25 protein-coding genes are annotated in these 22,534 nt (G+C 63.0%); 14 read left to right on the top strand and 11 right to left on the bottom strand.

Annotation, left to right across the window (positions count from 1 at the left end; genetic code table 11):
- Positions 1–46 precede the first annotated feature (46 nt).
- From J2W49_RS14295 to J2W49_RS14265, 7 genes are all read right to left on the bottom strand, one after another.
- Positions 47–526 (bottom strand): HugZ family pyridoxamine 5'-phosphate oxidase, encoded by a 480-nt coding sequence (locus J2W49_RS14295; protein ID WP_310317359.1) that lies wholly within the window; start codon positions 524–526, stop codon positions 47–49.
- A 2-nt stretch (positions 527–528) separates the two neighbouring features.
- Positions 529–843, bottom strand: a complete 315-nt coding sequence (locus tag J2W49_RS14290; RefSeq protein WP_310317242.1) for a VOC family protein — start codon at positions 841–843, stop codon at positions 529–531.
- A 20-nt stretch (positions 844–863) separates the two neighbouring features.
- Positions 864–1,169, bottom strand: a complete 306-nt coding sequence (locus J2W49_RS14285; RefSeq protein WP_310317240.1) for a hypothetical protein — start codon at positions 1,167–1,169, stop codon at positions 864–866.
- Positions 1,170–1,312: 143 nt separating this feature from the next.
- Complete coding sequence (locus tag J2W49_RS14280; protein WP_310317356.1) at positions 1,313–1,639, bottom strand: excalibur calcium-binding domain-containing protein; 327 nt, start codon at positions 1,637–1,639, stop codon at positions 1,313–1,315.
- A 179-nt stretch (positions 1,640–1,818) separates the two neighbouring features.
- The gene (locus tag J2W49_RS14275; protein ID WP_310317237.1) at positions 1,819–2,235 is read right to left on the bottom strand and encodes a DUF1579 family protein; all 417 of its coding nucleotides are present in this window, start codon (positions 2,233–2,235) and stop codon (positions 1,819–1,821) included.
- A 117-nt stretch (positions 2,236–2,352) separates the two neighbouring features.
- Positions 2,353–2,934 carry a dihydrofolate reductase family protein gene (locus tag J2W49_RS14270; RefSeq protein WP_310317234.1) on the bottom strand — a complete coding sequence of 194 codons (582 nt, stop codon included), beginning with the start codon at positions 2,932–2,934 and terminating at the stop codon, positions 2,353–2,355.
- Positions 2,935–3,067: 133 nt separating this feature from the next.
- Positions 3,068–3,544: a GNAT family N-acetyltransferase gene (locus J2W49_RS14265; protein WP_310317232.1), complete on the bottom strand. Its 477-nt coding sequence runs from the start codon at positions 3,542–3,544 to the stop codon at positions 3,068–3,070.
- 348 nt (positions 3,545–3,892) lie between these two features.
- Here J2W49_RS14265 and J2W49_RS14260 point away from each other — a divergent pair, with 348 nt between their 5' ends.
- Positions 3,893–4,795 carry a CPBP family intramembrane glutamic endopeptidase gene (locus J2W49_RS14260; protein ID WP_310317229.1) on the top strand — a complete coding sequence of 301 codons (903 nt, stop codon included), beginning with the start codon at positions 3,893–3,895 and terminating at the stop codon, positions 4,793–4,795.
- Positions 4,783–5,670: a DUF6920 family protein gene (locus tag J2W49_RS14255; RefSeq protein WP_310317226.1), complete on the top strand. Its 888-nt coding sequence runs from the start codon at positions 4,783–4,785 to the stop codon at positions 5,668–5,670. Before J2W49_RS14260 ends, J2W49_RS14255 begins: the two co-directional genes overlap by 13 nt.
- A gap of 13 nt (positions 5,671–5,683) precedes the next feature.
- Here the strand turns inward: J2W49_RS14255 and J2W49_RS14250 are convergent, their stop codons facing one another.
- Positions 5,684–6,385 carry a hypothetical protein gene (locus J2W49_RS14250; protein ID WP_310317223.1) on the bottom strand — a complete coding sequence of 234 codons (702 nt, stop codon included), beginning with the start codon at positions 6,383–6,385 and terminating at the stop codon, positions 5,684–5,686.
- A gap of 214 nt (positions 6,386–6,599) precedes the next feature.
- On the opposite strand from J2W49_RS14250, the gene J2W49_RS14245 reads away from it, so the two are divergent.
- From J2W49_RS14245 to J2W49_RS14230, 4 genes are all read left to right on the top strand, one after another.
- On the top strand, positions 6,600–6,953 hold the full coding sequence (locus tag J2W49_RS14245; protein ID WP_310317220.1) for a hypothetical protein: 354 nt from the start codon (positions 6,600–6,602) through the stop codon (positions 6,951–6,953).
- Positions 6,954–7,185: 232 nt separating this feature from the next.
- On the top strand, positions 7,186–8,025 hold the full coding sequence (locus tag J2W49_RS14240; RefSeq protein WP_310317217.1) for an undecaprenyl-diphosphate phosphatase: 840 nt from the start codon (positions 7,186–7,188) through the stop codon (positions 8,023–8,025).
- 45 nt (positions 8,026–8,070) lie between these two features.
- Complete coding sequence (locus J2W49_RS14235; RefSeq protein WP_310317214.1) at positions 8,071–9,396, top strand: hemolysin family protein; 1,326 nt, start codon at positions 8,071–8,073, stop codon at positions 9,394–9,396.
- The gene (locus J2W49_RS14230; RefSeq protein WP_310317212.1) at positions 9,393–9,698 is read left to right on the top strand and encodes a hypothetical protein; all 306 of its coding nucleotides are present in this window, start codon (positions 9,393–9,395) and stop codon (positions 9,696–9,698) included. The genes J2W49_RS14235 and J2W49_RS14230 overlap by 4 nt, the downstream gene beginning before the upstream one ends.
- Positions 9,699–9,719: 21 nt before the next feature.
- Here J2W49_RS14230 and J2W49_RS14225 read toward each other — a convergent pair whose 3' ends face one another.
- From J2W49_RS14225 to J2W49_RS14215, 3 genes are all read right to left on the bottom strand, one after another.
- Complete coding sequence (locus J2W49_RS14225) at positions 9,720–11,318, bottom strand: MFS transporter (protein WP_405001029.1); 1,599 nt, start codon at positions 11,316–11,318, stop codon at positions 9,720–9,722.
- A gap of 127 nt (positions 11,319–11,445) precedes the next feature.
- Entirely contained in the window at positions 11,446–12,075 is a 630-nt protein-coding gene (locus J2W49_RS14220) for a response regulator transcription factor (protein WP_310317207.1), read from the bottom strand.
- Entirely contained in the window at positions 12,053–13,192 is a 1,140-nt protein-coding gene (locus tag J2W49_RS14215; protein ID WP_310317204.1) for a hybrid sensor histidine kinase/response regulator, read from the bottom strand. Before J2W49_RS14215 ends, J2W49_RS14220 begins: the two co-directional genes overlap by 23 nt.
- 155 nt (positions 13,193–13,347) lie before the next feature.
- Here J2W49_RS14215 and J2W49_RS14210 point away from each other — a divergent pair, with 155 nt between their 5' ends.
- From J2W49_RS14210 to J2W49_RS14175, 8 genes are all read left to right on the top strand, one after another.
- Positions 13,348–13,818: a hypothetical protein gene (locus tag J2W49_RS14210; RefSeq protein WP_405001024.1), complete on the top strand. Its 471-nt coding sequence runs from the start codon at positions 13,348–13,350 to the stop codon at positions 13,816–13,818.
- A gap of 60 nt (positions 13,819–13,878) precedes the next feature.
- The gene (locus tag J2W49_RS14205; RefSeq protein WP_304914627.1) at positions 13,879–14,241 is read left to right on the top strand and encodes a response regulator; all 363 of its coding nucleotides are present in this window, start codon (positions 13,879–13,881) and stop codon (positions 14,239–14,241) included.
- A gap of 135 nt (positions 14,242–14,376) precedes the next feature.
- Positions 14,377–16,485 carry a chemotaxis protein CheA gene (locus J2W49_RS14200; protein ID WP_310317201.1) on the top strand — a complete coding sequence of 703 codons (2,109 nt, stop codon included), beginning with the start codon at positions 14,377–14,379 and terminating at the stop codon, positions 16,483–16,485.
- 81 nt (positions 16,486–16,566) lie between these two features.
- On the top strand, positions 16,567–17,448 hold the full coding sequence (locus J2W49_RS14195) for a CheR family methyltransferase (RefSeq protein ID WP_405001028.1): 882 nt from the start codon (positions 16,567–16,569) through the stop codon (positions 17,446–17,448).
- 40 nt (positions 17,449–17,488) lie between these two features.
- Positions 17,489–18,121, top strand: coding sequence for a chemoreceptor glutamine deamidase CheD (cheD, locus tag J2W49_RS14190; RefSeq protein WP_405001027.1), 633 nt, complete (start codon positions 17,489–17,491; stop codon positions 18,119–18,121).
- 18 nt (positions 18,122–18,139) lie between these two features.
- Positions 18,140–19,243 carry a protein-glutamate methylesterase/protein-glutamine glutaminase gene (locus tag J2W49_RS14185; RefSeq protein ID WP_310317193.1) on the top strand — a complete coding sequence of 368 codons (1,104 nt, stop codon included), beginning with the start codon at positions 18,140–18,142 and terminating at the stop codon, positions 19,241–19,243.
- A gap of 183 nt (positions 19,244–19,426) precedes the next feature.
- Positions 19,427–19,939: a putative pterin-binding protein gene (locus J2W49_RS14180; protein WP_310317190.1), complete on the top strand. Its 513-nt coding sequence runs from the start codon at positions 19,427–19,429 to the stop codon at positions 19,937–19,939.
- Complete coding sequence (locus J2W49_RS14175) at positions 19,936–22,221, top strand: ATP-binding protein (RefSeq protein WP_310317187.1); 2,286 nt, start codon at positions 19,936–19,938, stop codon at positions 22,219–22,221. The genes J2W49_RS14180 and J2W49_RS14175 overlap by 4 nt, the downstream gene beginning before the upstream one ends.
- Positions 22,222–22,534: the final 313 nt, after the last annotated feature.

Below are 22,534 nucleotides of genomic sequence, written 5' to 3'. Positions count from 1 at the left end.
TGGCGGTGGTGGGCAGATCGAGCTGCGGGCCTTGGCTTCGCGCTCCTCACTCCGCGCCCTTCATGATAGACACGAACTCACCGGCCAGAATGGAAGTGGCGCGCGCAAAGCCGCCAACAAACCGAACGGAGCGTGGTTCGATGACGAAAAGTTTGAAGTCAGAGAACGAGAATGTCTGCTCGCTGGCGGGAAACCGGGCCACGTAGAGCGCTTTGGCGTTTGCGTACTCAGCAGACTCAGGCGGTAACTGCCTGGCCCAGCCCTGCACACTGGCGCGTACCAGCTCCTGTGGCGATGCCGCTGAGCCTGCGGGTGCAACCACGAGCAGGCTCACGGCTGGGTTGGCCAGCATGTCTGCTGTGTGCACGGCGAGGCGGCTGACGTGAATGACGAAACCTTGGCCCTCTGGCAAAAGGGCGTAAGGCACCATGGAGAGCGCTGGTTCACCCTTGTGGAGGGTGGCCAGTGCGGCCGTCTGTTGCTCAAGAAGCAGCGACCGCAAGGTGGCAGCGAGGTCGGGCTTCATGCTCACGGAGATCGCGGTGTGTGAGTGTGCGCTGCCTGCGGCAGCTGCCGCTCGAGGTGAGCCGTCCACGACAGGTACTCGACCACACCCACCCGAAGTGCGACAGTCGATCGACAGGGCTGCGCGTGTCGTTCGAACAGCGCGAGATGCACGCTGCCTGACCCGTTCTGAAGGGTCAGCGGCCCGCCGTCTTTGGCCCAGAACGCAAGTGCCTCGCATCGGAACAAGCCGAGAACCTTGCTGTACCAGCTTTCCGCCTTGTCTCGGTCCGGGACATAGACATGGACATGATCGATTGCCTGTAGCTCAGGGAGCATGACATCTGCTCCGTCAGGTATCAAAGATCGCGCCACAAGGCAATGAGACCATAGGCGTGCACCAAGCCAATGCAGCCGCAGATACCAGATGAAACCCACCAGAAGGTGTTTGAGTTCTCCGGGAATGCTGGCTTGAGTAAAGGAAAGGCAACCGCTCTGGCGAGATAGATGGCGCAGATGAGAACCAGCGCCAGCTTGGTAAGGGGAAGAAGATCAATGACGCCGGCCCCGGAGAGCGCATAAGCCGACCAGATCAACAACACGCCAGAGATGGCCAGCGTGACCAGCGTGGGGCGAAGCTTGCCGGCCTCAACGGCACGGGCCATGCGCTCACCAGCACCCATGAGCCGGTATGCCGGTGCTCCTGCGAAGATGCAAACCAGATGTGCTGCGGCAGCCACCGCACTGAGCAATGCACCGATGATGAGAGCTTGAGCGCCTGTGAGCATGAGGCTTCCTGAAGTTGGTGCTAGCGAGAGCACCATTGTTCCTCGCAAGGAATCCCATCCCTGTCACCGTCCATCTTGACGTCGGGACAATTGGCGAGGAAGTAGTGGGCCTCTTTGCATGACCTCATTTGAGAGCAGTGCTGCCGTCCATCACAGCTGAAGCCGCTGGACGCGGCAGTTGGCGAACGAGCAGCTTCCCTGGGGGCCGCCGCAGCGGGAGCGGCAGCAGGACGTCGCTTCTTCTCCGCGGCGTTCAGTTCTTCGATCGTGGGATCTTTTCGAACCTGATTCGAAGGGCAGGGAGCCTGTTGATACGTGACAGTGCCGTCCACGACACATTTGTTCATCGGTGCAGCCTCGACTGCAGAGACGGCGCCCAAGAGAGCCACAGCCGCGATGAAGGTTGGTGATATGTTGCGCATGGTGGTGGAGCCTGATGTTTGACCTGCGGGAGGCCGCGCGACACAGCCCTTGGACGCCCTCTCGGTGGAAGGATCAGGGGCCGATGTTGCCCGAACCCCGCTATTCATGCTCGAACCAGTTTGAGCTTGATCCAGGGCTGCCAACCTGCTTTGCCTGCCTTGAGCTCCCACAACCCCGTGAGGCAATTTTTCTCAGCGTCAAACCTCCCGTTGAATCGGACTGTTTTTCCCTCGATGCTGAAGCGACGCCCTTTGAGTTCCAGTACAAAGGCTTCAGTTGAACCTTGATCGTCATACGACCTGGCGAAGTGCTGCTGCTTGGTGCTATCGAATCCCAATACTTCCATGGATCTCGCGGGTTGTCCATCAAAGCGGGCATCCACGCTATGAACGATGAAGTGCTTTCCCGGAAGCCATTGGTAGGTGTCCGTTGCAGACAGGGTGCCCGCCGGACTGGTTTGCGTTTCAAGCACTTCGCCAGTCGTGTTCCATACCCCGATAAAGACTTCGAACTTTGACATTCGGTTTGCTGGCAAGGCGTTCTCCTGTATTTGACGGCATACCGACTTGGCGGCGCCTGACATCCGCGCTCACCGGCAGGCCAAGGAACACGAGGCCCTTCCGAATGCAGCGCGCTGTCAGGCAACACGACCCATCTCCGAGTCAGCGCGCGCGCCGGTAGTGCATGGCGACCGCGCCGCAGCGGAGCGGCTTCGCCGAAACAAGTTCGAGCCGTCGCGGCTGGGCAGCCCGCTCTGGTACAGCGTCGGGCCATGGCCGGCGATCCTGGGGTGGACGAGCAGTTTGTACTCGTCGATCAGATCCAGCCGGTCCAGCTCGGTCGCGAGCTTGCCGCTACCGAGAAGCACGCCGGCAGGCGTCGCGTCCTTCAGCTTCTGCACGCCCGCGCGCAGGTCGCCGGCGATGTGGTGGCTGTTGGTCCACGGGAGGTCCTTTCGCGTCGCGGGAACCACGTACTTTGGCTTGGCCTCCAGCTTGACCGCCCACTCGCGCATCGCCGGCGGTGCCTCCGCGTCGCCGCGGGCGACCGCTGGCCAGTGGCTCTCCATCATCTCGTAGGTGACACGGCCCCACAGCATCGCCCCGCTCTCGTCCATGAGGCGGGTGAAGAAGGCATGTGTCTCGTCGTCCGCGACTCCTTCCTGATGGTCGACGCAGCCGTCCAAGGTGACATTGATACTGAAGATCAAGAGTCCCATGGCGGCGCGTCTACTCCTAATTGAGGGTGACCAATGAACTGTCGCTTGGCGAAGAGTACCTCGGAGCGGCTAGCGTTTGACATGAGGAACGTCCAAGGGCGGTAGCCCTTGGACGTTCCTCCCGTTGGAAGGGCTAGGCGTCACTGGCTGCTGGGCACTGCAATGCGAGCTCTCTCAACTTTTGCTCTGAAAGCCTAAAGCTGAGCCGCTCAACCACCTGCTCCGCGCCAACGCCTTTGTAGAAAGCAATGCCCTTCGCATTCGATGCCTTTACTGGCCAGTCGATCCGGTGGCACCCGTTCTCCGCAGCATGACGCGCTACCCAAGACATCAACGATCGCCCGGCCCCTTTACTTCGCATCGATGATCGGACGTACAACTCTTTCAATTGGCAGTGTTTGCGCTTTTCAGGGGCGAAGTCAACCAGCGAGTAAACCATTGTGATTGCAGCGAACCCTATGACGATGCCGTGATCGAGAGAGCAAACCACCAATTGATGCGGTGAACTCGGCGACAACAAGTTTTCAACCAGGTGCTCTCGAATTACTTCTCGGGAGATCGCTGCCCCCTCTGTGTAGTAGGCGTGAATATCGGCAAGAAGATCGATCATCGACTCGTGCTGATCTTCACGTAGTAGCTGTACTCGCATAGATGGTGAATTGGTGACGCCTAACGAATGAAAGGGACTTTCCCGTCCCGAGTGATCCGCGCAGTTGCGAGATACGGCAGCGAAGCGCCACGATGGGCAGTGCGATCTCTCATCAACTCACTCTATTTTTGGAAGGGGAAGTCCATGGCAATCGTATCCGTTGGCATCGATCTGGCAAAGAACGTTATTGCCCTCCAACCTGCCCCTTCCTTACATGCCAGCGGCGACGCATGAGACATGACACACGTCAACCCCGGCCCTTCCCGCATGTCCTAATGTGAGCGTTTGTGGACAACGCGAAGGCAAGTCATGCAAACCGGTTCCGCACGAGCAGCGCAAAGGCGCATGCCGTCATCGGCGCTGTGGCCCTTCCTCCTGATCGCTTTCGGCTGGGCATGGGGTTTGATCGCCCTGTTTGTCTTTCTCCCCAACCAGATGACACGGTGGTTCGGCCCGCTCACCGGTCACCATCCCTTGTTCATCCTGGCGGTGTATGCACCGGCGATGGCGGCGCTGGTCGTCGTCGGGTACCACGTGGGTTGGATCGGTGTTCGGCGCTATCTCTCGCGGCTGCTGTTGTGGCGCTGCCCTCCGGCCTGGATGGCCTTCATTCTGTTGGGTATGCCTCTGCTGTTTTATGCGGGCGCTGCGGTGAAAGGCGATCTCTTCCAGGAACCGTTTCCCTTTGATGGCCTGGCGCCGATGCTGGGTGCGCTGGCACTGACGCTGGTGATCGGCCCGGTGGAGGAGCTTGGCTGGCGCGGGTTGGCGTTGCCACTGCTGCAGCGGCATCTGGCGCCACTGTGGGCCGGCCTGCTTCTGGGCCTGGTGTGGAGTGTGTGGCACGTCCCCGCCTTTCTCCTGAGTGGCACGCCGCAGGGGGCCTGGTCGTTCATGCCGTTTCTGGTCGGCGCCACCGCCATCAGCGTGATCGTCACGCCCTTGTTCAACACTTCACGCGGCAGCATCCTGTTGCCGGCGCTGATTCACTTCCAGGCCAACAACCCGCTGTGGCCAGACGCTCACCCCTACGACACCTGCTTCTTCGTGGTGGCTGCATTGCTGGTGGTCTGGCTCAATCGGCAGACCATGTTCACCCGGCACGGAGCGGTGACCATGGTCGTGCCAGTCATCGAAGACGAGGCCACCAAGGTGCTGCCTCGTCCGCCTTCCACCGCAACGCATAGTGAGAAACAGCCATGGGATTCTTGAAGATCGCATTGGGCATCCTGCTGATCAGCGCGCTGGCATTTGTCGCGCTCACGGTGTTCGGCGAGTGGAAATGGCGTGGCTTGACCGAGTCCCTGATGGATCGGCTGGAGGTGGCAAAGCTGGCGCCCAATGCCGCGCGATTCGATGCGCAAGAGATCCAGAACCTGCCACCGGTGGTGCAACGCTACTTCCGTGCTGCACTGCGCGACGGTGTGCCCATCGTCACGGCCGCGTCGGTGGATCACACCGGCATGTTCAACATGGGTGAGAGCGTCGACAACTGGAAGCCGTTCACATCCCTTCAGCGCGTGGTGACACGGCGGCCGGGCTTTGTGTGGGATGCCCACATCAAGGTGTTGCCGGGACTGGGCGTGCGGGTGCACGACGCCTACATTGCCGGCGAAGGCATTCTGCATCCCGCCATGCTCGGCCTGTTCACACTGCTGGACTTGCGCGGTACAGGTGAGGTGGCTGAAGGCGAGCTGATGCGCTTCTTTGCCGAAGCGGCCTGGTACCCCACCGCCCTGCTGCCGAGCCAGGGCGTGTTGTGGGAAGCGGTAGACGAACAATCTGCCAGAGCTACCCTGACCGACGGCGCGCTGGCGCTCACGCTGACTTTCACCTTCAATGCACAAGGTTTGATCGAATCGGTGCGGTCAGAAGCACGCGGACGAACGGTGGGCGGGAAGATCGACATGCGACCGTGGGAAGGCCGATGGTCAAACTACCAGGAGCGTGACGGCATGCAGATTCCCCTGACGGGTGAAGTGGCCTGGCTGCTGCCGCCTGAAGAAGGCGGTCGTAAACCTTACTGGCGCGGAACGATCCAGTCGCTGACCTACGAGTTCACTTCGGTGCGCCAGCTTCCCCGTTGAAGCGATTCAAGTTTCAGCTCGTGTCGCCCACCCGGCTGGTGCCTGCTGCCGACGCAGCACCCTCGGTGCCCACGCCCACACCGATCCCCATGCCGGCACCACCTCCACCAGCACCCCCGCCACCTCGCCCGCCGCGTGCTTCGGCACCTCCACCGCGCCGGGCGCTACCCCCGCCTGCATTCACTCGCAATGGCCCCTGGTTGGGAACCACAGTGCCAGGCGGCACAGGGGTCAGATCAAGGGCCTGGCGGATGAAATCCCGGAGTGAGACCACCAGCGCAGCCACCTCAACATTGCGCCCCATCACCATTTCGTTGGCGGCATGTGCTGCAAGCTGCACCTGTTCTTCGGTGCCCAGCAGGATGACATCAGAGAGCGCTGCCTCGACCGAATCGCGTATGCGTCTGCGGCGTTCTGACGCGCTGGCGATGGTGTCCAGATCCGTCCCGTCGTCCGGGGCAACACCTTGTCGCAGGTCCCGCAGGTGCGCCGGATCCACCGTCAAGACACCGGTGAACGATCCACCCAGGGTCTTGTAGGCAGCGATCAGCACCTTCAGACGCTCGTTGATCTGGCGGTTCTCGCGTTCGCGGCGACGTTGAAACGTCTGCATGAACAAGAGGCGAATGCCAACAAACACAAGGGACACCAGCACAAGGCTGAGCACCGTGGTCAGCACAGTGGACCACGAACTGAAATCGAGCATGCCGCGCATGGGGTACCTCTGAGAGTGGTCGATGACGGGCCAGTATGGCACCCCTCAACGCCTGAAACTCCCGGCCCACTGTTGATGCAAATCGCACCACCAGCCACCCTGCAGGCACCCCAGTGCACACATCGCTCTGCCAAAAGGGGAGCAGGGCAAGCTGCAATCGTTCTGTCGGCCTGCAACGCGCGGCCCAGGGGGCCTTGGCTATACTGCAACAACCATGCACCGCTGGCTCATTGCGTTCTTCGCGCTCCATTTCGTTCTGAATGTGAGCGCGTTTTCTTTGGGCGAAGCTGCCCCGCAGGCAACAGCGCAGGCCACATGGATCGCTGCGTCGTCGTCTGCGTTGGCACCGGAATTCTGCAGCGGCGCCCATGCTTCGACATCTGCTCCGCTGCCATTCACGCATGGGCTGATGGATGATCTGCCCGATCTGCCCGACACCCTTCCCCGTCTGGTGTCGGTCCTGCGCCAGCCGGTAGAGCCTGGGCGCGCCATCCAGTATCTGGCTGCGCACAGGGCGCCCCCTTCGCTGGACACCCCATTGCGGCCACCCAGGGCAACCGGCGCCTAAACGCTTGCACGCGCCCTGCCCCGTAGGGCGCCACTGCCACCTGGCCACACCACCGAGCCGACCAGCTCACGCGGCCGGTGCCCCAGAGCAGACGCGATGGCACCTCGTTCCTTTCCTTGTCCAGCCATTCCTCGCAACCCACCATGAAGCCACCCCGAACACGCACCAGGTTCCACCTGCTCGCACCGCCTGAACCCATACACTGTGTCCTCCCAACGGCACCGCTTGTGCCATGAGCGGCCTACAAGCATGGGCAGAAGCGGCCTTTCTGGGGTTGATCCAGGGCCTGACGGAGTTCCTGCCGATCTCTTCCAGCGCGCACCTGCGCATCATTGGCCCGCTGCTGCCCTCAGGCGGCGATCCCGGCGCCGCTTTCACCGCCATCACACAGATCGGCACGGAAGCGGCGGTGCTGCTGTACTTCCGCCACGACATCGTGCGCATCTTCCTGGCCTGGTGGCGTTCGCTCACACAGACCCGGGGGCCGCGAGACCCGGATGCCCGCATGGGCTGGCTGATCATCGTCGGCACGCTGCCCATTGCGGTGCTGGGGCTGGTGTTCAAGGATGCGATCGAAACCCACCTTCGCAACCTGTACATCACCGCGGCCATGCTGATCGGCTTCGGGCTCATCCTCGGCCTGGCCGACCGTTTCAGCGCGCGCGAACGGCATTTGAATCAGCTCACCTGGGGTCATGGCCTGCTGTTCGGCCTGGCACAGGCCATGGCGCTGATTCCGGGCGTTTCCAGGTCTGGCGGCACCATCACGGCCGGCCTGCTCATGGGCTACACCCGCGAGGCGGCCGCACGCTACTCGTTCCTGCTGGCCATCCCCGCCGTGCTGGCATCGGGCTTCTACCAGCTCTACCGCAGTTGGGAACACGGCAGCCCCATCGCCCCCGGGCCCACCGCGCTGGCCACGGTGGTGGCATTCGTTGTCGGCTATGGCGTCATCGTCTGGTTCCTCAAGCTGGTGTCCACACGCAGCTACATGCCCTTCGTGGTCTATCGCATTGCGCTCGGTCTGCTGGTATTCGGGTTGCTGGGCGCGGGCATCCTCAGCCCGGTCTGACCACCTTTCATCGCCATATTCACCTGCTCACTCACCCTCACCATCATGGAAATTGCCATACTGTTCGCGCTGATTCTGCTCAATGGCCTGTTCGCCATGTCGGAGTTGGCGCTGGTTTCCGCCCGCAAGGTGCGCCTGCAAAAACTTGTTGACGAAGGCGACAAGTCGGCCGTGGCCGCCGTCAAGCTCGGCGAAGACCCGACGCGTTTTCTCTCCACCATCCAGATCGGCATCACCTCCATCGGTGTGCTCAACGGCATCGTGGGAGAGGCGGCGCTGGCCGCACCGCTGGCCACGTGGCTGACCGTCATCGGCGTCCCCACTCCGTACAGCGCCTACGCCGCCACCGGCCTGGTGGTGGTGGTGATCACCTACTTCTCCATCGTGGTGGGTGAACTGGTGCCCAAGCGCATCGGCCAGTCGCACCCGGAGACGCTGGCCCGTTGGGTGGCCCGGCCCATCGACTGGCTGGCCATTGCCACCAAACCCTTTGTGCTGCTGCTCTCGATCTCCACCAAAGGTTTGTTGCGCCTGCTCGGTGTGAAGGAATCAAGCGGCAGCGCTGTCACGGAAGAAGAGATCCACGCCATGCTCGCCGAAGGCACCACCGCCGGCGTGATCGAGTCGCACGAACACACCATGGTGCGCAATGTGTTCCGCCTGGACGACCGGCAGATCGGCTCGCTGATGGTGCCGCGCAGCGACGTGGTCTTGCTGGATCTCGACGAGACGTTCGAGGTCAACATGGCCCGCGTGGAAGCTTCGGACCATGCGCGGTTCCCGGTGGTTCGTGGCGACATGAACAACCTCACGGGCGTGGTCAATGCCAGAAAGTGGCTGTCCCAGGCGCTGCGCGGCGGCTCACGGGACCTCTCTGACCAGCCCCTGCAACCGCCACTATACGTACCCGAGACCATCACGGGCATGGAGTTGCTGGACAACTTCCGTCAGTCCGACGTGCACATGGCGTTCGTGATCGACGAGTACGGCGAGGTTCAGGGCATCGTCACGTTGCAGGACCTGATCGAAGCCATCACCGGCGAGTTCAGCCCCCGCGACCCGGAAACCTCCTGGGCGATGCAGCGCGAAGATGGCAGTTGGCTGCTCGACGGCCACATTCCCGTGCCCGAACTCAAAGACCGCCTGATGCTGGACGCGGTGCCCGACGAAGAGCGTGGCCGCTACCACACCCTCAGCGGCATGATGATGCTGCTCACCGGGCGCCTGCCCAAGGTCACCGACACGGTCACCTGGGAAGGCTGGCGGCTGGAGATCGTGGACATGGATGGTCGCACCATCGACAAGGTGCTGGCCACACCGCTGGCATCGGTGGAAGACCAGATAGACACCAGGGATCACAACGCGCCGTGAGCACCGCTCCCGCACCATCGATGGCGGCGTTCGTGCAAGATCTTTGGCACGCGCGCGTGCCGCTGCGCGTCTTGCTGTGGCGTCACGTGCTCGTCATCGGTTCGCTACTCAACCTGCTGGGCAGCCTGGGCGCACTGGCGCTGCTGGCCATGGGCGTGAGTGCGGTCTGGGCCGTGGCCGTGCACTTTGCCCCACTGCCCTGGAACTGTCTGCTGCTGGCGGCGGTGTGGCGCCATCCAGAGAGTTCTCCGGGATGGAAGGTGGTGACGCTGGCCTGGTTTGTGGGGATGCTGGTGCTCTGAGGCCCCGCCCCCACACTGTCGTCAGCGCTCGGCCACGTAGTGCGACATCAGCGCCCGCTCGCCGGGTGCCAAAAAGGCGCGAACGTCCAGCTCGATGGCGCGGTCAGCCATGGTGGCGCGGGCGCGCTGGTGAAGGTAGTCGGCCCAGGAAGTGACGATGAAGCGCTCCACGTAGCGCGAGGGTTCGCCCAGGTCTTTGTAAACACGCCAGAAGGTGGCGCCGTCGCGCCGCCGTGGCGCTTTCATCCGGGCGATGGTGTCCAGGAAGGCTTTGTCTTCGCCCGGGCGGATGCGGTAGCCCACCTCCACCGCCACAGGGCCGGCCTCGGGGCTGGGTTCGGCTTCCAGGAACAGCTCGTCCCAGGGCGTGCCCTGGGTCACTTCATGGTCGGCCCCCACGCGCAGCGGAAACGGCCGCACCAGCAGCAGGCCGGCGGCCATGAGCACGCCGGCGATCACCAAGGCCGGTGTCAGGCCGACGATGTCGGACACCGCGCCCCAGAACGCCGAGCCGATGGCGAATGCGCCGAGCGCCGAGACGATGTGCAGCGCCACCGCGCGCGAACGCACCCACGGTGGCGCGCTGGCCTGCGTGGCCGTGTTGAAGGTGGACATGGTGGCCATCCACGCCGCACCGCCCACAGCCATGGCTACGTACACCAGCCAGGGCAGGCTGACGAACGCGGCCACCCCCATCACGGACGCGAACGCCACGCAGCTGCTGGCCACGATGCTGTCCAGCGAGAAGCGCGCACGCAACCGGCCAATCACCAGACCGGAGGCCACCGCGCCGGTGCCCAGGCAGCCCATGAGCAGGCCGAAACCTTCGGCCCCGGTGCCCAGCTGGCGCTGCGCGATCACCGGCAGCAGCGCCCACAGGGCCGAGCCGGCGGCGCTGAACGCCATCACCCGCACCAGTTGCGCCAGGATGATGCGCGAGTGCCAGGCAAACCGCAGGCCGCTGAGCGTGCCACCCCACAGGCGTTCGGGTGGCAAGGTGGATGGTGGGTGCGCCTTGGGCGGCCAGCGCCGGATCGACTCCCACATCACCAGCGTGGTGAACACCGTCACCATGAACACCCAGCCGGCACCCAACCGCGCAAACAGCAGACCGGCCAGCGTGGGGCCGATGGCGCGGGCCGCGTTGTAGGCGATACCGATGGCGGTGATGGCCTGCGGCCATTCAGCGCGAGGCACCGGGTCCACCACCGAAGAATTCCACGCCGGCGTGATGGCCGCCGTGCAGCAGCCACAGACGAACACCAGAAACAGCACCGAAGCCGGCCCGCCCCAGCCGGCCAGCACCAGGATCGCCAGCAGGGCACAGGCCGCCACTTGTGCCAGCAAGGCGCCGGAAATCAGCCGCCGCCGATCGGTGGTGTCGGCCAGCACACCGGCGGGCAGCGCCAGCAGGAACATGGGCAAAAACACCGCCGTCTGCACCAGTGCGGCCAGGAAGGAAGACCCCGTGAGTTCGACCATGAGCCACGCAGCCGCCATGGTCTGCATACCCGCCCCGATGAAGAACACCGCCCCACAAAGCCACAGCCCGCGAAAGGCGGGCTGTCGAAGGGGGCTCCAGATCGATTGGGAAGAAGACATCGCCTGATTATTGAGCAGGTGCTGTCTTCTTGCCGGGCGGCGCCTACAGGCGTTGAAGTTGCCACCTCGCTGGCGGGCCCCTCACCCCCGCCCTCTCCCCAAAGGGGCGAGGGAGCAAGACCCGGCCACTAGCGAGGGGGAGTTCTTAGACAATTCCGTTGCGGATGGCATAAACCGTCAGCTCGGCGTTGTTCGCCAGGTGCAGTTTTTCCAGCACGCGGGCGCGGTAGACGCTGACGGTTTTCGGGCTGAGCATCAGTTCTTCGGCAATTTCAGAAAGCTTCTTACCGGTGGCGATCTTCTGCAGGGTCTGCAGTTCGCGCTCCGACAGGCTGGCGTGCAGCTCTTCGTCTTCCGGTTTGTTCAGGGTGTCGACCAGCATCTGCGCCACTTCGGGCGTGACGTACTTTCGGCCTTGCTGCACGGTGCGGATGGCCGCCACCAGTTCGGCCGGCTCGCCTGCCTTATTCACGTAGCCCCGGGCGCCTGCGCGCAGGCAGCGGATGGCGTACTGGTCTTCGGGGTACATGGAGACCACCAAGGTCTTCACGGTGGAGCCCTCTTCCTTCAACGCGGCCAGCACTTCCAGGCCACCGCGCCCGGGCATGTTCAGGTCCAGCACCAGCACGTCGCAGGGGTTCTTGCGCATCTGCTCGCGCAGTTCGGGGTAGCTGCCGGCCTCGCCGATCACCTGGATGTCCACGGCTTCAGAGATGGTGTCGCGGATGCCACGACGCACCACCGCATGGTCGTCACACAAAATCACTTTGATCATGAGGCTCCTGTAAGTTGTGATCGTTCTCACCCGGCATCGCGTCTGACGTCAGGGGAACCGAAAGAATCAGCGCCGTCCCACTGGGGGAAGAGCTCACATCGAGCCAGCCACCCACTTTGGCGGCACGCTCCCTCAAACCCAGCAGCCCGAACGACTTGGCCTTGCGCAGCGCATCCGGGCCCATGCCGCAGCCGTTGTCGGTGACTTCGAGGGTGAGCACACCTTCGCGATCACTGAGATCGATATCGACATGGCTGGCCTGCGCGTGCTTGCTGATGTTGGTGAGCCCTTCCTGAGCGGTGCGGTAGGCCACCAGTTGCACTGCATGGGGCACGTCGATGTACTCGGATGAGCGTCGCACCACCACGGGCAGACCGGTGCGGCGCTCGAAGCTCGATGCCAGCCACTGCACCGCCGCCACCAGCCCCTGATCAAGAATCGGCGGGCGCAGGTTCATCATGATGCGCTGGCTCGCGCCCAGGGCGTGTTGCAGCATTTCCATGGCGGTGTTCACATGGCTGAGGGTGTCTTCGTCGCGGGCGCGCCGCCCCACCCAGGCCAGATCGAGCTTCACGGCGGCCAGCGCACCGCCAATGTCGTCGTGAATCTCACGCGCGATGTCGGCCCGCTCCTGTTCGATGGATGCCTGCAGGTGTTCGGCCAGTTCGGCCAGCCGTTGGCGCGAGTCGGCCAGCTCGGCATCGGCCTGGGCCTTGGCGCGGCGGGTCTGGCTCACTTCCAGAGCCCGCTCGATCACATGCGAGAGCCGGTGCATGCTGTCTTTCAGCAAGTAATCACTCACCCCCCGGTGCATGGCTTCCACCGCCGCCGCTTCACCAATGGCGCCAGAGAGGATCACGAAAGGCAGGTCGCTGCCTGTCTCACGGGCGCGGTCCCAGGCATCCAGTCCGGTGAATCCGGGCAGGTGGTAGTCGGCCAGCACGATGTCGTAGTTGCCCGTGGCCAATTCCCGCAGGAGATCGTCCAGCGTGTCCACCAGGGCGAGTTCACAGGCCAGCTGGCTGCGCTGCAAGGCGAACTTCACGAGCGCGTGGTCCACCCGGGAGTCTTCCAGATGGAGGATGCGGACGGTGGGTTTGTCGCTTGTCTCGCTCATACCGCTCTAGGGCCTGTTTGGGGGAATGAATGGACCGCCGCAGAACGCTGTCAATCGCGTTGTCCTGCGCCTATGCGCAGAGATGCCGCTGAATTTGGCCGGTTATCTGCCGATACAGCGACAACCAGTTGCAGAAAATTGTACTGCCCACTCCAATGACCGAACCACACCAGCACACCATGGACCCGTCACCGATGCAGCAGTCCTTGCCGTCCGTCAGCTTGCCTGTGAGCGTGGTGGCCGACCTGCAAGACGCCCTGTTCATGGCCATGACCGACCTGAACCGGCTGGAAGGCCTGCTCGATCACGCCACCACCAACCTGCTGGAACGCTTTGGTGCAGCAGAAAAGGCTTTGGGGCATTTGGCCATGGATCAGAACGACGATGTCAGTCAGATTCGCCTGAAGTTGCACCAGGCCGTGACGGAATTGCAGTTTCACGACATGGCCACCCAACTGCTGGGACACACCGGCAAGGTGCTGGAAGGCTGCGCCTGGCGCCTGGCCGAAGAGGTCATGGAACCCGAAGCAGACGAAATTCCGATGGCCAGTCTGAATCCCATGCCCGATCGCCCCAGCCCGGTGGCCCAAAACGAGATGGACGCCGGCTCCATCGAACTGTTTTGACCCGGAAACGTTCAAGTTCACCCAGATTCTGTCGATATTTATTCGAAATTCGGAGGCTCCATGCTATCGATCCTTGCCGTAGACGACTCGGCTTCCATGCGCAAAATGGTTTCTTTCACGCTCACGGGAGCAGGTTTCCACGTGGTGGAGGCGGTGGACGGTCAAGACGCCTTCGAGAAGGCCCAAACCCACACGATTGATCTGGTGCTCACCGACCAGAACATGCCTCGTCTGGACGGCCTGGGTCTGACGCGCAAACTGCGCGATCACCCCAAATTCAAGGCCACCCCGATCCTGATCCTGACCACCGAGTCCAGCGACCAGATGAAGCAGGCCGGCCGCAGCGCCGGAGCCACCGGCTGGTTGGTCAAGCCTTTTGATCCAAGCCGGCTGATCGAAGTGATTCAAAAGGTGATCAGATGACCCCCCGCGTCGCCTTCGGCGCCACCCCCCTGGAAGGGGGGCGACACCTGAGGCCCGGCAAAGCCGGTTCCTCGGTGTCTCTGGACAAGACCTTTACACACGCGCGTTTCCGCAAAGCAGCCAAGGAGCTTCACCATGGGTGAAATGATGAACGAAGGTCAGGCCGCTGGCGACGACTTCGACCTGACCCAGTTCTACCAGATCTTCTTTGAAGAGGCGGGTGAGAACCTGGACCAGATGGAGCAGATGCTGCTCCAGCTCGACCTGGAAAAAGCCGACGACGAAGAGCTCAACGCGATCTTTCGCTGCGCACATTCCATCAAGGGCGGGGCCGCGACCTTCGGTTTTGCCGACGTGGCCGAGCTGACGCATCAGATGGAGTCGCTGCTGGACAAGCTGCGTCGCCATGAATTGCAACCCACGGCCGCCATGGTTGACGTGCTGCTGGAATCGTCGGATGCCTTGCGCCTGCTGCTGGCCCGCCACCAGGGGCGTGATGTGCAGACGCCCGCCACACACGATCTGGTCAGCCGAATCAGCGCCCTGGCCAATGGCGGCCCGTCTGATGAAGTGGAAGTGCTCCAGCCCGTCACGCTGGCCATGCCTGCACCAGCTCCCGCCCCAGTGGCGGCCGCAAAGCCCGCCAGCTCAGCCCGCCACCTGGAAATTCACATCGGCCCGGTGGACAACCTGTCACAGGCCGACGGCATCGCCGAACTGTTCCGCGATATTCCCGGCCTGGGCACGATCGAGACCTTGCCCTGCGACCAGACGGACAAGCGTGTCTTCCGCGCGCAGACCACCGCCAGCGACACCGACCTGCTGGACCTGTTCACCTTCCATGTGAGCCGCGAACAGATCCGCATCGTGGATGCGAGCGCGCCCGCCGACTCCGAGACCCTGGCCACTGAAGCGGCAACCCCTGCCCAGGAAGGCAAGGACTTTGGCTTCTTTGACGGCGCACCAGGCGTGCCTGCCGCTGGAGTGCCCGCAGCCGCGGCCGCCCATGCCACCGCCAGCGACGTCGCCAAGCCCACCGCCAAGGCAGAACCACGAGCCGTGGCGCCACCTGCCCAGCTCGAATCGAGCACGCTGCGCGTCTCGGTGAGCAAGGTCGACCAGCTCATCAACCTGGTGGGCGAACTCGTGATTACCCAGGCCATGCTGGCGCAAAAAAGCCGTGCGCTCGACAACGGTGCCAACCAGCCGCTGCTGGCCGATCTGGCCGACCTGGACCGCAATACCCGGGACCTGCAGGAAGCGGTGATGTCGATCCGCATGATCCCGATGTCGGTGGTGTTCAACCGCTTCCCGCGCATGCTTCGCGACCTGGCAGCCAAGCTGGGCAAGAAAGTTGAACTCATCACGCACGGTGAATCCACCGAACTCGACAAGGGCCTGATCGAAAAGATCACCGACCCGTTGACCCACCTGATCCGCAACAGCTGCGACCACGGCATTGAAATGCCCGAAGACCGCCGGGCACGCGGCAAATCGGATCACGGCACCATCACGCTCTCGGCCAGTCACCAGGGTGGCAGTATCCTCATCGAGGTGCGTGACGACGGCAAGGGCCTGTCACGCGAGAAGCTGCTGAGCAAGGCGCGCGAAAAAGGCATCGACGCACCCGACAGCATGAGCGACAACGAGGTCTGGAACCTGATCTTCGCGCCCGGCTTCTCCACCGCCGCCGAGGTCACCGACGTGTCTGGCCGTGGCGTGGGCATGGACGTGGTGAAGAAGAACATCACCGCGCTCAATGGCACGGTAGAGATCGACTCTTCTGAAGGTTTCGGCATGAGCGTGAAGGTGCGCCTGCCGCTCACCCTGGCCATCATGGACGGCATGTCAGTACGGGTGAGCGAAGAGGTCTACATCCTCCCGCTGGCCAGTGTGATCGAGTCGTTCCAGATCAAACCCAGCGACATCAACACCGTGGCCCAAGGCGCCCAGGTGGTGAAGGTGCGCGACGAATACATGCCGGTGATCGAACTGGAGCGCGTGTTCCAGGTGCCGCGCTTCGAATTCAACGGCACCAGCCCGATCATGGTCGTGGTCGAAGCCGATGGCTCGCGCGTGGCGCTGATGGTCGACGAGCTGCTGGGCCAGCAACAGGTGGTGATCAAGAACTTGGAGTCGAACTACCGCAAGGTTCCCAATGTCTCCGGCGCCACGATCCTGGGCGACGGCAAGGTCGCGCTCATCCTCGACACCTCCGGTCTGATTCGCCGCTCAAGACATTGATGGTCAAGGCAAGCCACCACGATGCCAGCAACAGTTGCATCCGTTCCAGCCAGCCTCCACAACAAACAGGATCCTTCGATGCTGCAGCAGACTCCCTCACCCCGGCGGGCGCCCATCGTGGCGCCCCGACAGGCCCTGGCGGAAGACGGTCCGCTGGTGGAAGGCCGTGAGTTCGTATGGAGCGATGCCGATTTTTCGCGCATCAAGGCGCTAATTTACAAGAAAGCAGGCATCAGCCTGCACGACGGCAAGCACGCCATGGTGTACAGCCGCGTATCGCGCCGCCTGCGCGAAACCGGTCACGCCAGCTTCAAGACCTACCTGGACTGGCTGGAACAGCACGACGGTGCCGAGTGGCAGGAATTCATCAATGCGCTGACCACCAACCTGACCGCCTTCTTTCGCGAACAGCACCATTTCAGCATCCTGTCTGAGCTGCTGGCGGCCAAGCGCACACAGTCGTGGCGCATCTGGTGCTCGGCCGCCTCCACCGGCGAAGAGCCCTATTCCATCGCCATCACCGCCACCGAGGCGCTCGGTGCCAGCGGCACGTTCCAGATCGTCAACAGCGACATCGACACCAAGGTGCTGGCCACCGCCGCGCGCGGCATTTACAAGAGCGAAGGCGTCAAGGGCCTCTCGCAGGAACAGCTGCAGCGCCATTTCATGCGCGGCAAGGGCACCAACGCCGGCTTCATGCGCGTGAAGCCCGAGTTGCAAAAGCACATGGAGTTCCTCACGGTCAACCTGATCCAGGACCTGCCGTTCCGGGAGCCCTTTGATGTGGTGTTCTGCCGCAACGTGATGATCTACTTCGATGCCGCCACCCAGCGCCAGGTGCTGGAGCGCATCCACCGGGTGATGAAACCGGGCGGCATGCTCTTCGTTGGTCACGCGGAGAACTTCAGCGACGCGCGCAATCTGTTTGTTCTGCGCGGAAAGACCGTCTATGAGCGCGTTTGAGTCGGCCTCTGCCCTGGCCAACCACCGCATGGGTAACGGCATGCCCACCGCTGCGAGAACCACGCGGCTGGACGTCTTGAAGGCGCGTACCCCCAAGCCGGGGGAGGCCTCGTTTTTTTATCACGACCATCACTTCCACCACGACGCGGTCAAGGTGCTGCCGGGCGAGTATTTCGTCACCACGGACGACATGCTGATCATGACGGTGCTGGGCTCGTGCATCGCCGCGTGCATCTGGGACCCGCGCGTGCGCGTGGGTGGCATGAACCATTTCATGCTGCCTGAAGGCGGTGGCGACACCTCCGGGCGTTATGGCTCCTACGCCATGGAGCTGCTGATCAACGAGATGATGAAGCTGGGCGCACGTCGCGAGCACATGCAGGCCAAGGTGTTCGGTGGCGGCCAGGTGATGCACACCTTCACCACCATGAACGTGGGCGAACGCAACACCCAGTTCGTGCTGGACTACCTGCAGACCGAGCGCATCGCCATCATTTCCAAGGACGTGCTCGACATCCACCCGCGCAAGGTGTGCTACTTCCCCGCCACCGGCAAGGCCATGTGCAAACGGCTGGCGCATTCGCACCCCGAAACACTGGAAACGCAGGAACGCAAGGGCAGCGCAATCACCGTGGCCAAGACCACATCGGGTGGTTCCGTGGATCTCTTCTAAATCGAGGAAGACAAAAAAATGGCCAAGATCCGAGTGGTGGTGGTGGACGATTCTGCGCTGGTGCGCAGTCTGCTCACCGAGATCATCAACCGCCAGCACGACATGCAGTGCGTGGGCGCTGCGTCCGACCCGCTGGTCGCGCGCGAGATGATCCGCGAACTCAACCCGGACGTGATCACGCTGGACGTGGAAATGCCGCGCATGGACGGGCTGGAATTTCTTTCCCGCCTCATGCGCCTGCGACCCATGCCGGTGGTGATGGTCTCCACGCTGACCGAACAGGGTGCCGACATCACACTGCGGGCGCTGGAAATGGGCGCGGTGGATTTTGTGGCCAAGCCTCGCATCGGCGTGAGCAGCGGTCTGAACGAACTGGCGGGCGACATCGTCGACAAGATCCGCGTGGCCGCGGCCGCCCATGTGCGGCGTCTGGCCACCCCGGCGGCCAGCGCAGCGAGCACACAGACCACCCCGGGCAGCAGCGCGGGTACGGAGCCCCCACGTGCGCCGTTGCCGCGCATGTCCACCGAAAAAATCATCTGCATTGGCTCGTCCACCGGTGGAACCGAAGCCATTCGCGAGGTGCTGGTGCCCATGCCGCCCGATGCACCTGCCATCGTGATCACCCAGCACATGCCGCCGGGCTTCACCACCAGCTTCGCGGCGCGCCTGAACGGGCTGTGCAAGATCCGCGTGGCCGAGGCACAGGACGGCCAGCGCATCCTGCCCGGTCATGCCTACATTGCCCCCGGCGGGCGCCACCTGCGCATCGACCGGAGTGGCTCCAACTACGTGGCCGTGGTGGAAGACAGTGAGCCGGTCAACCGCCATCGACCATCGGTGGAGGTGCTGTTCAAGTCGGCCGCCCGCGTGCTGGGACCCAACGCCCTGGGCATCATGCTCACCGGCATGGGTGCTGACGGTGCACAGGCCATGCGCGAGATGAAGGATGCGGGCAGCTACAACTACGTACAGGACGAAGCCACCTGCGTGGTGTTTGGCATGCCGCGCATGGCCATCCAGTACGGCGCGGCCCACGAGGTGCTGCCGCTGCAGCAGATCGCGCCGGCCTTGCTGAGTCGCCTGGCAAGCAACCCGTCGGCCGTAAGGCATCGGATTTGACTTCCCCCGCGCAGGACAGGACGCCCCCCCGCGCCGCCTTCGGCGTCACCCCCCAAACGGGAGGCGCACCCAGTGGCCCGGCAAAGCCGGTTCCACGGGTGCCCTGGAAAGCGGTTGTCTTACTCATCGGGTTTTTGCGCTCCGGCTACTTAAGTTCAGCGTTTTTATAGTCCCGCGTGTCACATGAATACCCGTCGCACCCTTCTTCTCGTTGCCGCGCTGACCCAGTCCGGCCTGCTGTGCGCCTCAGCCTACGCACTGGACGCCCCCACCGAACGGCCCGTTTTGACCATCTCTGGTTCCATCGGCGTCAAGAATGCCGGTGAGGTGGCGCGGTTCGACATGAAGATGATCGAAGCGTTGCCACAGCACAGCTTCACCACGCGCACGCCCTGGTTTGATCGGCCTGTGCAGTTCACCGGTCCGTTGCTGGCGGATGTGCTCGCGGCCGTCAAGGCCCGGGGTGGCTCGATCCGCGCTTCGGCCATCAACGACTACACCATCACCATTCCGATGGCCGACGCCAGTGCACACCAGGTCATCGTGGCGCGTCTGCTGGACGGCAAGCCCATGGCCGTGCGCGACAAGGGTCCGCTGTTCGTGATTTATCCGTTCGACCGCGATGCCGCGCTGCGCACCTCCGTGTACTACGAGCGCTCCATCTGGCAACTCAAGTCCCTGGACGTGCGACCGTGACTTTCCGGTGGAACACGTCGACGTGGCGCCGCCGCCAATGGGCCATGGTCGTCACCGCGGTGGTGTTCATCACGCTCACGCCACTGGCCTGGATCCAGTGGCAGCAGGCGCGCATGATCGAAGACGTTTCCCGCCACCAGTTCGAGTCCATGATGTGGCAGTCTTACCAGCTCGGCTACGAGCTGAACCGCCTCGACGACAGTCTCCAGAAGGCGTCCATTCCAGGATCGACCGTGAGCGGTGCGGATCTGCTGGAGCGCTACGAGGTGTTTTTCAGTCGCATCCAACTGGTCACGGACATGCCGCGCAAGGATTTGCTGGAGGCCTCAACCACCTACGCACGGGCCACGGAGCAGGTGAACGCGTTCACCGCGTTGGCCGACCCGCTCTTTGCGCATTCCGACACCTTGCCGACCAATGCCGACGCACTGCAGGCCCTGCGCGAGAGCGCCGAACGGCTCAAGCCCAGCTTGCATGCGCTCACGCAGGAGGCCAACCGCGCAGTGGCCCGTTTCGTCGACGAGCGCAACCTGCAGCTCAGGCACCAGAGTATTCTGGTGATCGTCCTGTCCACCTTGCAGGCCGGCTTGCTGATGGTGTTGGTCGCCGCTCTGGTGCACCACGTGCGGCGCCAGAAGCAGGAAAACAGCAAGCTCAAGGAGCTCAGCCAGGCGCTGGAGGTGGCACGCGATGAGGCCGAGGCGGCCAACCAGGGCAAGAGCGTTTTCCTGGCCAACATGAGCCACGAGATCCGCACCCCGTTTCAAGGACTCATGGGCATGCTGAGTCTGCTCGACGACGCCCGGCTGAACGACCAGCAGAAGGACTACCTGCACACCGCCCGCGACTCGGCCATGCACCTGCTGGGCGTGCTCAACGACATCCTGGATGTCTCCACCATGGAGTCGGGCACCCTCAAGCTCTCGCCAGGTCCGACCCATCTGCGCGATCTGGTGCAGGAGGTCGAGGGTCTCATGCGGGTGGCTGCACGCGACAAGGGTCTGACCCTTCTGGTGTCGGTCGCCAACGATCTGCCCGTCTGGGTGCAAGCAGATGCCACGCGAGTGCGTCAAATCATGTTCAACCTGCTGAGCAATGCCATCAAGTTCACCACCGAGGGCAGTGTGATCGCAGAGATCAAGCGTCAGCGTGAGAGCAGCGATGGCATTGCCATCCGGGTACGCGACAGCGGCATGGGCATGGACGCCGACACGGTGCAGAACCTGTTCACCCGTTTCTACCAGGCGGACAACTCGCTGCGCCGGCGCGCTGGCGGTACCGGCCTGGGACTGGAGATCTCGCGCAATCTCGCCCGCATGATGCAAGGCGACATTGCGGTGAAAAGCAAGCCGGGCGCCGGATCGATCTTCACCGTCACGTTGCGCCTGCCGGTGTGCGCCCCACCCGGCAACGCTGCGCTGGTTCCTCTGGTCGAGAGCCCTCACCATCGACGGCTGCGCATGTTGGTGGCTGAGGACCATGCCATCAACCTCAAGTACATGAGCATCCTGCTCGAGCGCATGGGACACGATGCCGTGTTCTGTGAGAACGGACAGGAAGCCCTTGAAATGCTGCAGAAGCAGCCGTTTGACGTGGTGCTGCTCGACTACCACATGCCGGTGCTCGACGGCCTGGCCACCACAGAGGCGATCCGGGCAATCAAGGGGCCGGCGGCCCGTACCAAGGTGATTCTGGTCACGGCCGATGTGGTGAACGACACCCGCAAACGTGCCATTGAAGTGGGCGTGGACGAGTTCACCAGCAAGCCATTGCAGGCGAGCGATCTTCACCTGGCCCTGCTGCACTGTGGACTGCTTGAGCCAGACGACATACCCTCCGACTCAAGCATTGTGCAGGCTTTCCGCCACTCATCGCCCTTTCCGGTGTCGGCCTCGGAGTTGCCTGTTCGCATGGCTGAAAACCTCCCGCAGGACCCGCCAATTGACCGCGAGTCGTTCAACGAAATCGCTTCGCTCATGCTCGAAGAGACCTTGCTCGAGCTAATGGGCACACTGTTCAATGAGCCTCAAGGGACGATACCGGAGTTGCTTCGCGCCTTGCAGGGCGACGATCTCAGCGCCATTGCCTACAGTGCTCACAAGCTCAAGGGAACCACCACGCTGATCGGCTTCCGGGCCATTGCGAAGACGGCCGGTCTGATCGAAGGCCTGACCCAGAAAGGTCAAAAGCCAGATGCACACATCCTGTGTGAACAATTGCGGCGCGACAGCGAGTCGACCCAGCAGACCATGCACCAGATTCTCGATCGCAAGCTTGCCTGATGAGCACCCGGTGCGCACCGAAGCTCTGCCAACTGCACCCATCACCCGCCAGGCACATACGAACCACTGCATCCTCTGGTGCCGGCTCGTACCTTCGTACTGCTATCCGTGGTATGCAAAATGCTACCCTCGTCGAAGCGTTTTTCTTGTGCTGTGGAACCGGTGATCCACCTGTGGCTCTACCCTTCGCTGTCTCGTGACCTGCGGCACCCATCGGACTTTCAAGCGCCTTAATGAATCAACTTTGCCGCTGCCACTCTGCCGCATGGCCCCACCGGTTCCTGGTGGTGTCTGCCTGCGCGCACGTCGGCGC

The sequence above is a fragment of the Hydrogenophaga palleronii genome, from assembly GCF_031457455.1.
Classification (GTDB): Bacteria; Pseudomonadota; Gammaproteobacteria; order Burkholderiales; family Burkholderiaceae_C; genus Hydrogenophaga; species Hydrogenophaga palleronii_A.
This window is presented reverse-complemented; position numbering and strand designations above follow the sequence as displayed.

Bases quoted from the DNA above. Each gene is read 5' to 3' on its own strand.
- J2W49_RS14295 (WP_310317359.1), bottom strand. From the start codon at position 526: ATGAAGCCCGACCTCGCTGCCACCTTGCGGTCGCTGCTTCTTGAGCAA.
- J2W49_RS14290 (WP_310317242.1), bottom strand. From the start codon at position 843: ATGCTCCCTGAGCTACAGGCAATCGATCATGTCCATGTCTATGTCCCG.
- J2W49_RS14285 (WP_310317240.1), bottom strand. From the start codon at position 1,169: ATGGCCCGTGCCGTTGAGGCCGGCAAGCTTCGCCCCACGCTGGTCACG.
- J2W49_RS14280 (WP_310317356.1), bottom strand. From the start codon at position 1,639: ATGAACAAATGTGTCGTGGACGGCACTGTCACGTATCAACAGGCTCCC.
- J2W49_RS14275 (WP_310317237.1), bottom strand. From the start codon at position 2,235: ATGTCAAAGTTCGAAGTCTTTATCGGGGTATGGAACACGACTGGCGAA.
- J2W49_RS14270 (WP_310317234.1), bottom strand. From the start codon at position 2,934: ATGGGACTCTTGATCTTCAGTATCAATGTCACCTTGGACGGCTGCGTC.
- J2W49_RS14265 (WP_310317232.1), bottom strand. From the start codon at position 3,544: ATGATCGATCTTCTTGCCGATATTCACGCCTACTACACAGAGGGGGCA.
- J2W49_RS14260 (WP_310317229.1), top strand. From the start codon at position 3,893: ATGCAAACCGGTTCCGCACGAGCAGCGCAAAGGCGCATGCCGTCATCG.
- J2W49_RS14255 (WP_310317226.1), top strand. From the start codon at position 4,783: ATGGGATTCTTGAAGATCGCATTGGGCATCCTGCTGATCAGCGCGCTG.
- J2W49_RS14250 (WP_310317223.1), bottom strand. From the start codon at position 6,385: ATGCGCGGCATGCTCGATTTCAGTTCGTGGTCCACTGTGCTGACCACG.
- J2W49_RS14245 (WP_310317220.1), top strand. From the start codon at position 6,600: ATGCACCGCTGGCTCATTGCGTTCTTCGCGCTCCATTTCGTTCTGAAT.
- J2W49_RS14240 (WP_310317217.1), top strand. From the start codon at position 7,186: ATGAGCGGCCTACAAGCATGGGCAGAAGCGGCCTTTCTGGGGTTGATC.
- J2W49_RS14235 (WP_310317214.1), top strand. From the start codon at position 8,071: ATGGAAATTGCCATACTGTTCGCGCTGATTCTGCTCAATGGCCTGTTC.
- J2W49_RS14220 (WP_310317207.1), bottom strand. From the start codon at position 12,075: ATGATCAAAGTGATTTTGTGTGACGACCATGCGGTGGTGCGTCGTGGC.
- J2W49_RS14215 (WP_310317204.1), bottom strand. From the start codon at position 13,192: ATGAGCGAGACAAGCGACAAACCCACCGTCCGCATCCTCCATCTGGAA.
- J2W49_RS14210 (WP_405001024.1), top strand. From the start codon at position 13,348: ATGACCGAACCACACCAGCACACCATGGACCCGTCACCGATGCAGCAG.
- J2W49_RS14205 (WP_304914627.1), top strand. From the start codon at position 13,879: ATGCTATCGATCCTTGCCGTAGACGACTCGGCTTCCATGCGCAAAATG.
- J2W49_RS14200 (WP_310317201.1), top strand. From the start codon at position 14,377: ATGGGTGAAATGATGAACGAAGGTCAGGCCGCTGGCGACGACTTCGAC.
- cheD (WP_405001027.1), top strand. From the start codon at position 17,489: ATGCCCACCGCTGCGAGAACCACGCGGCTGGACGTCTTGAAGGCGCGT.
- J2W49_RS14185 (WP_310317193.1), top strand. From the start codon at position 18,140: ATGGCCAAGATCCGAGTGGTGGTGGTGGACGATTCTGCGCTGGTGCGC.
- J2W49_RS14180 (WP_310317190.1), top strand. From the start codon at position 19,427: ATGAATACCCGTCGCACCCTTCTTCTCGTTGCCGCGCTGACCCAGTCC.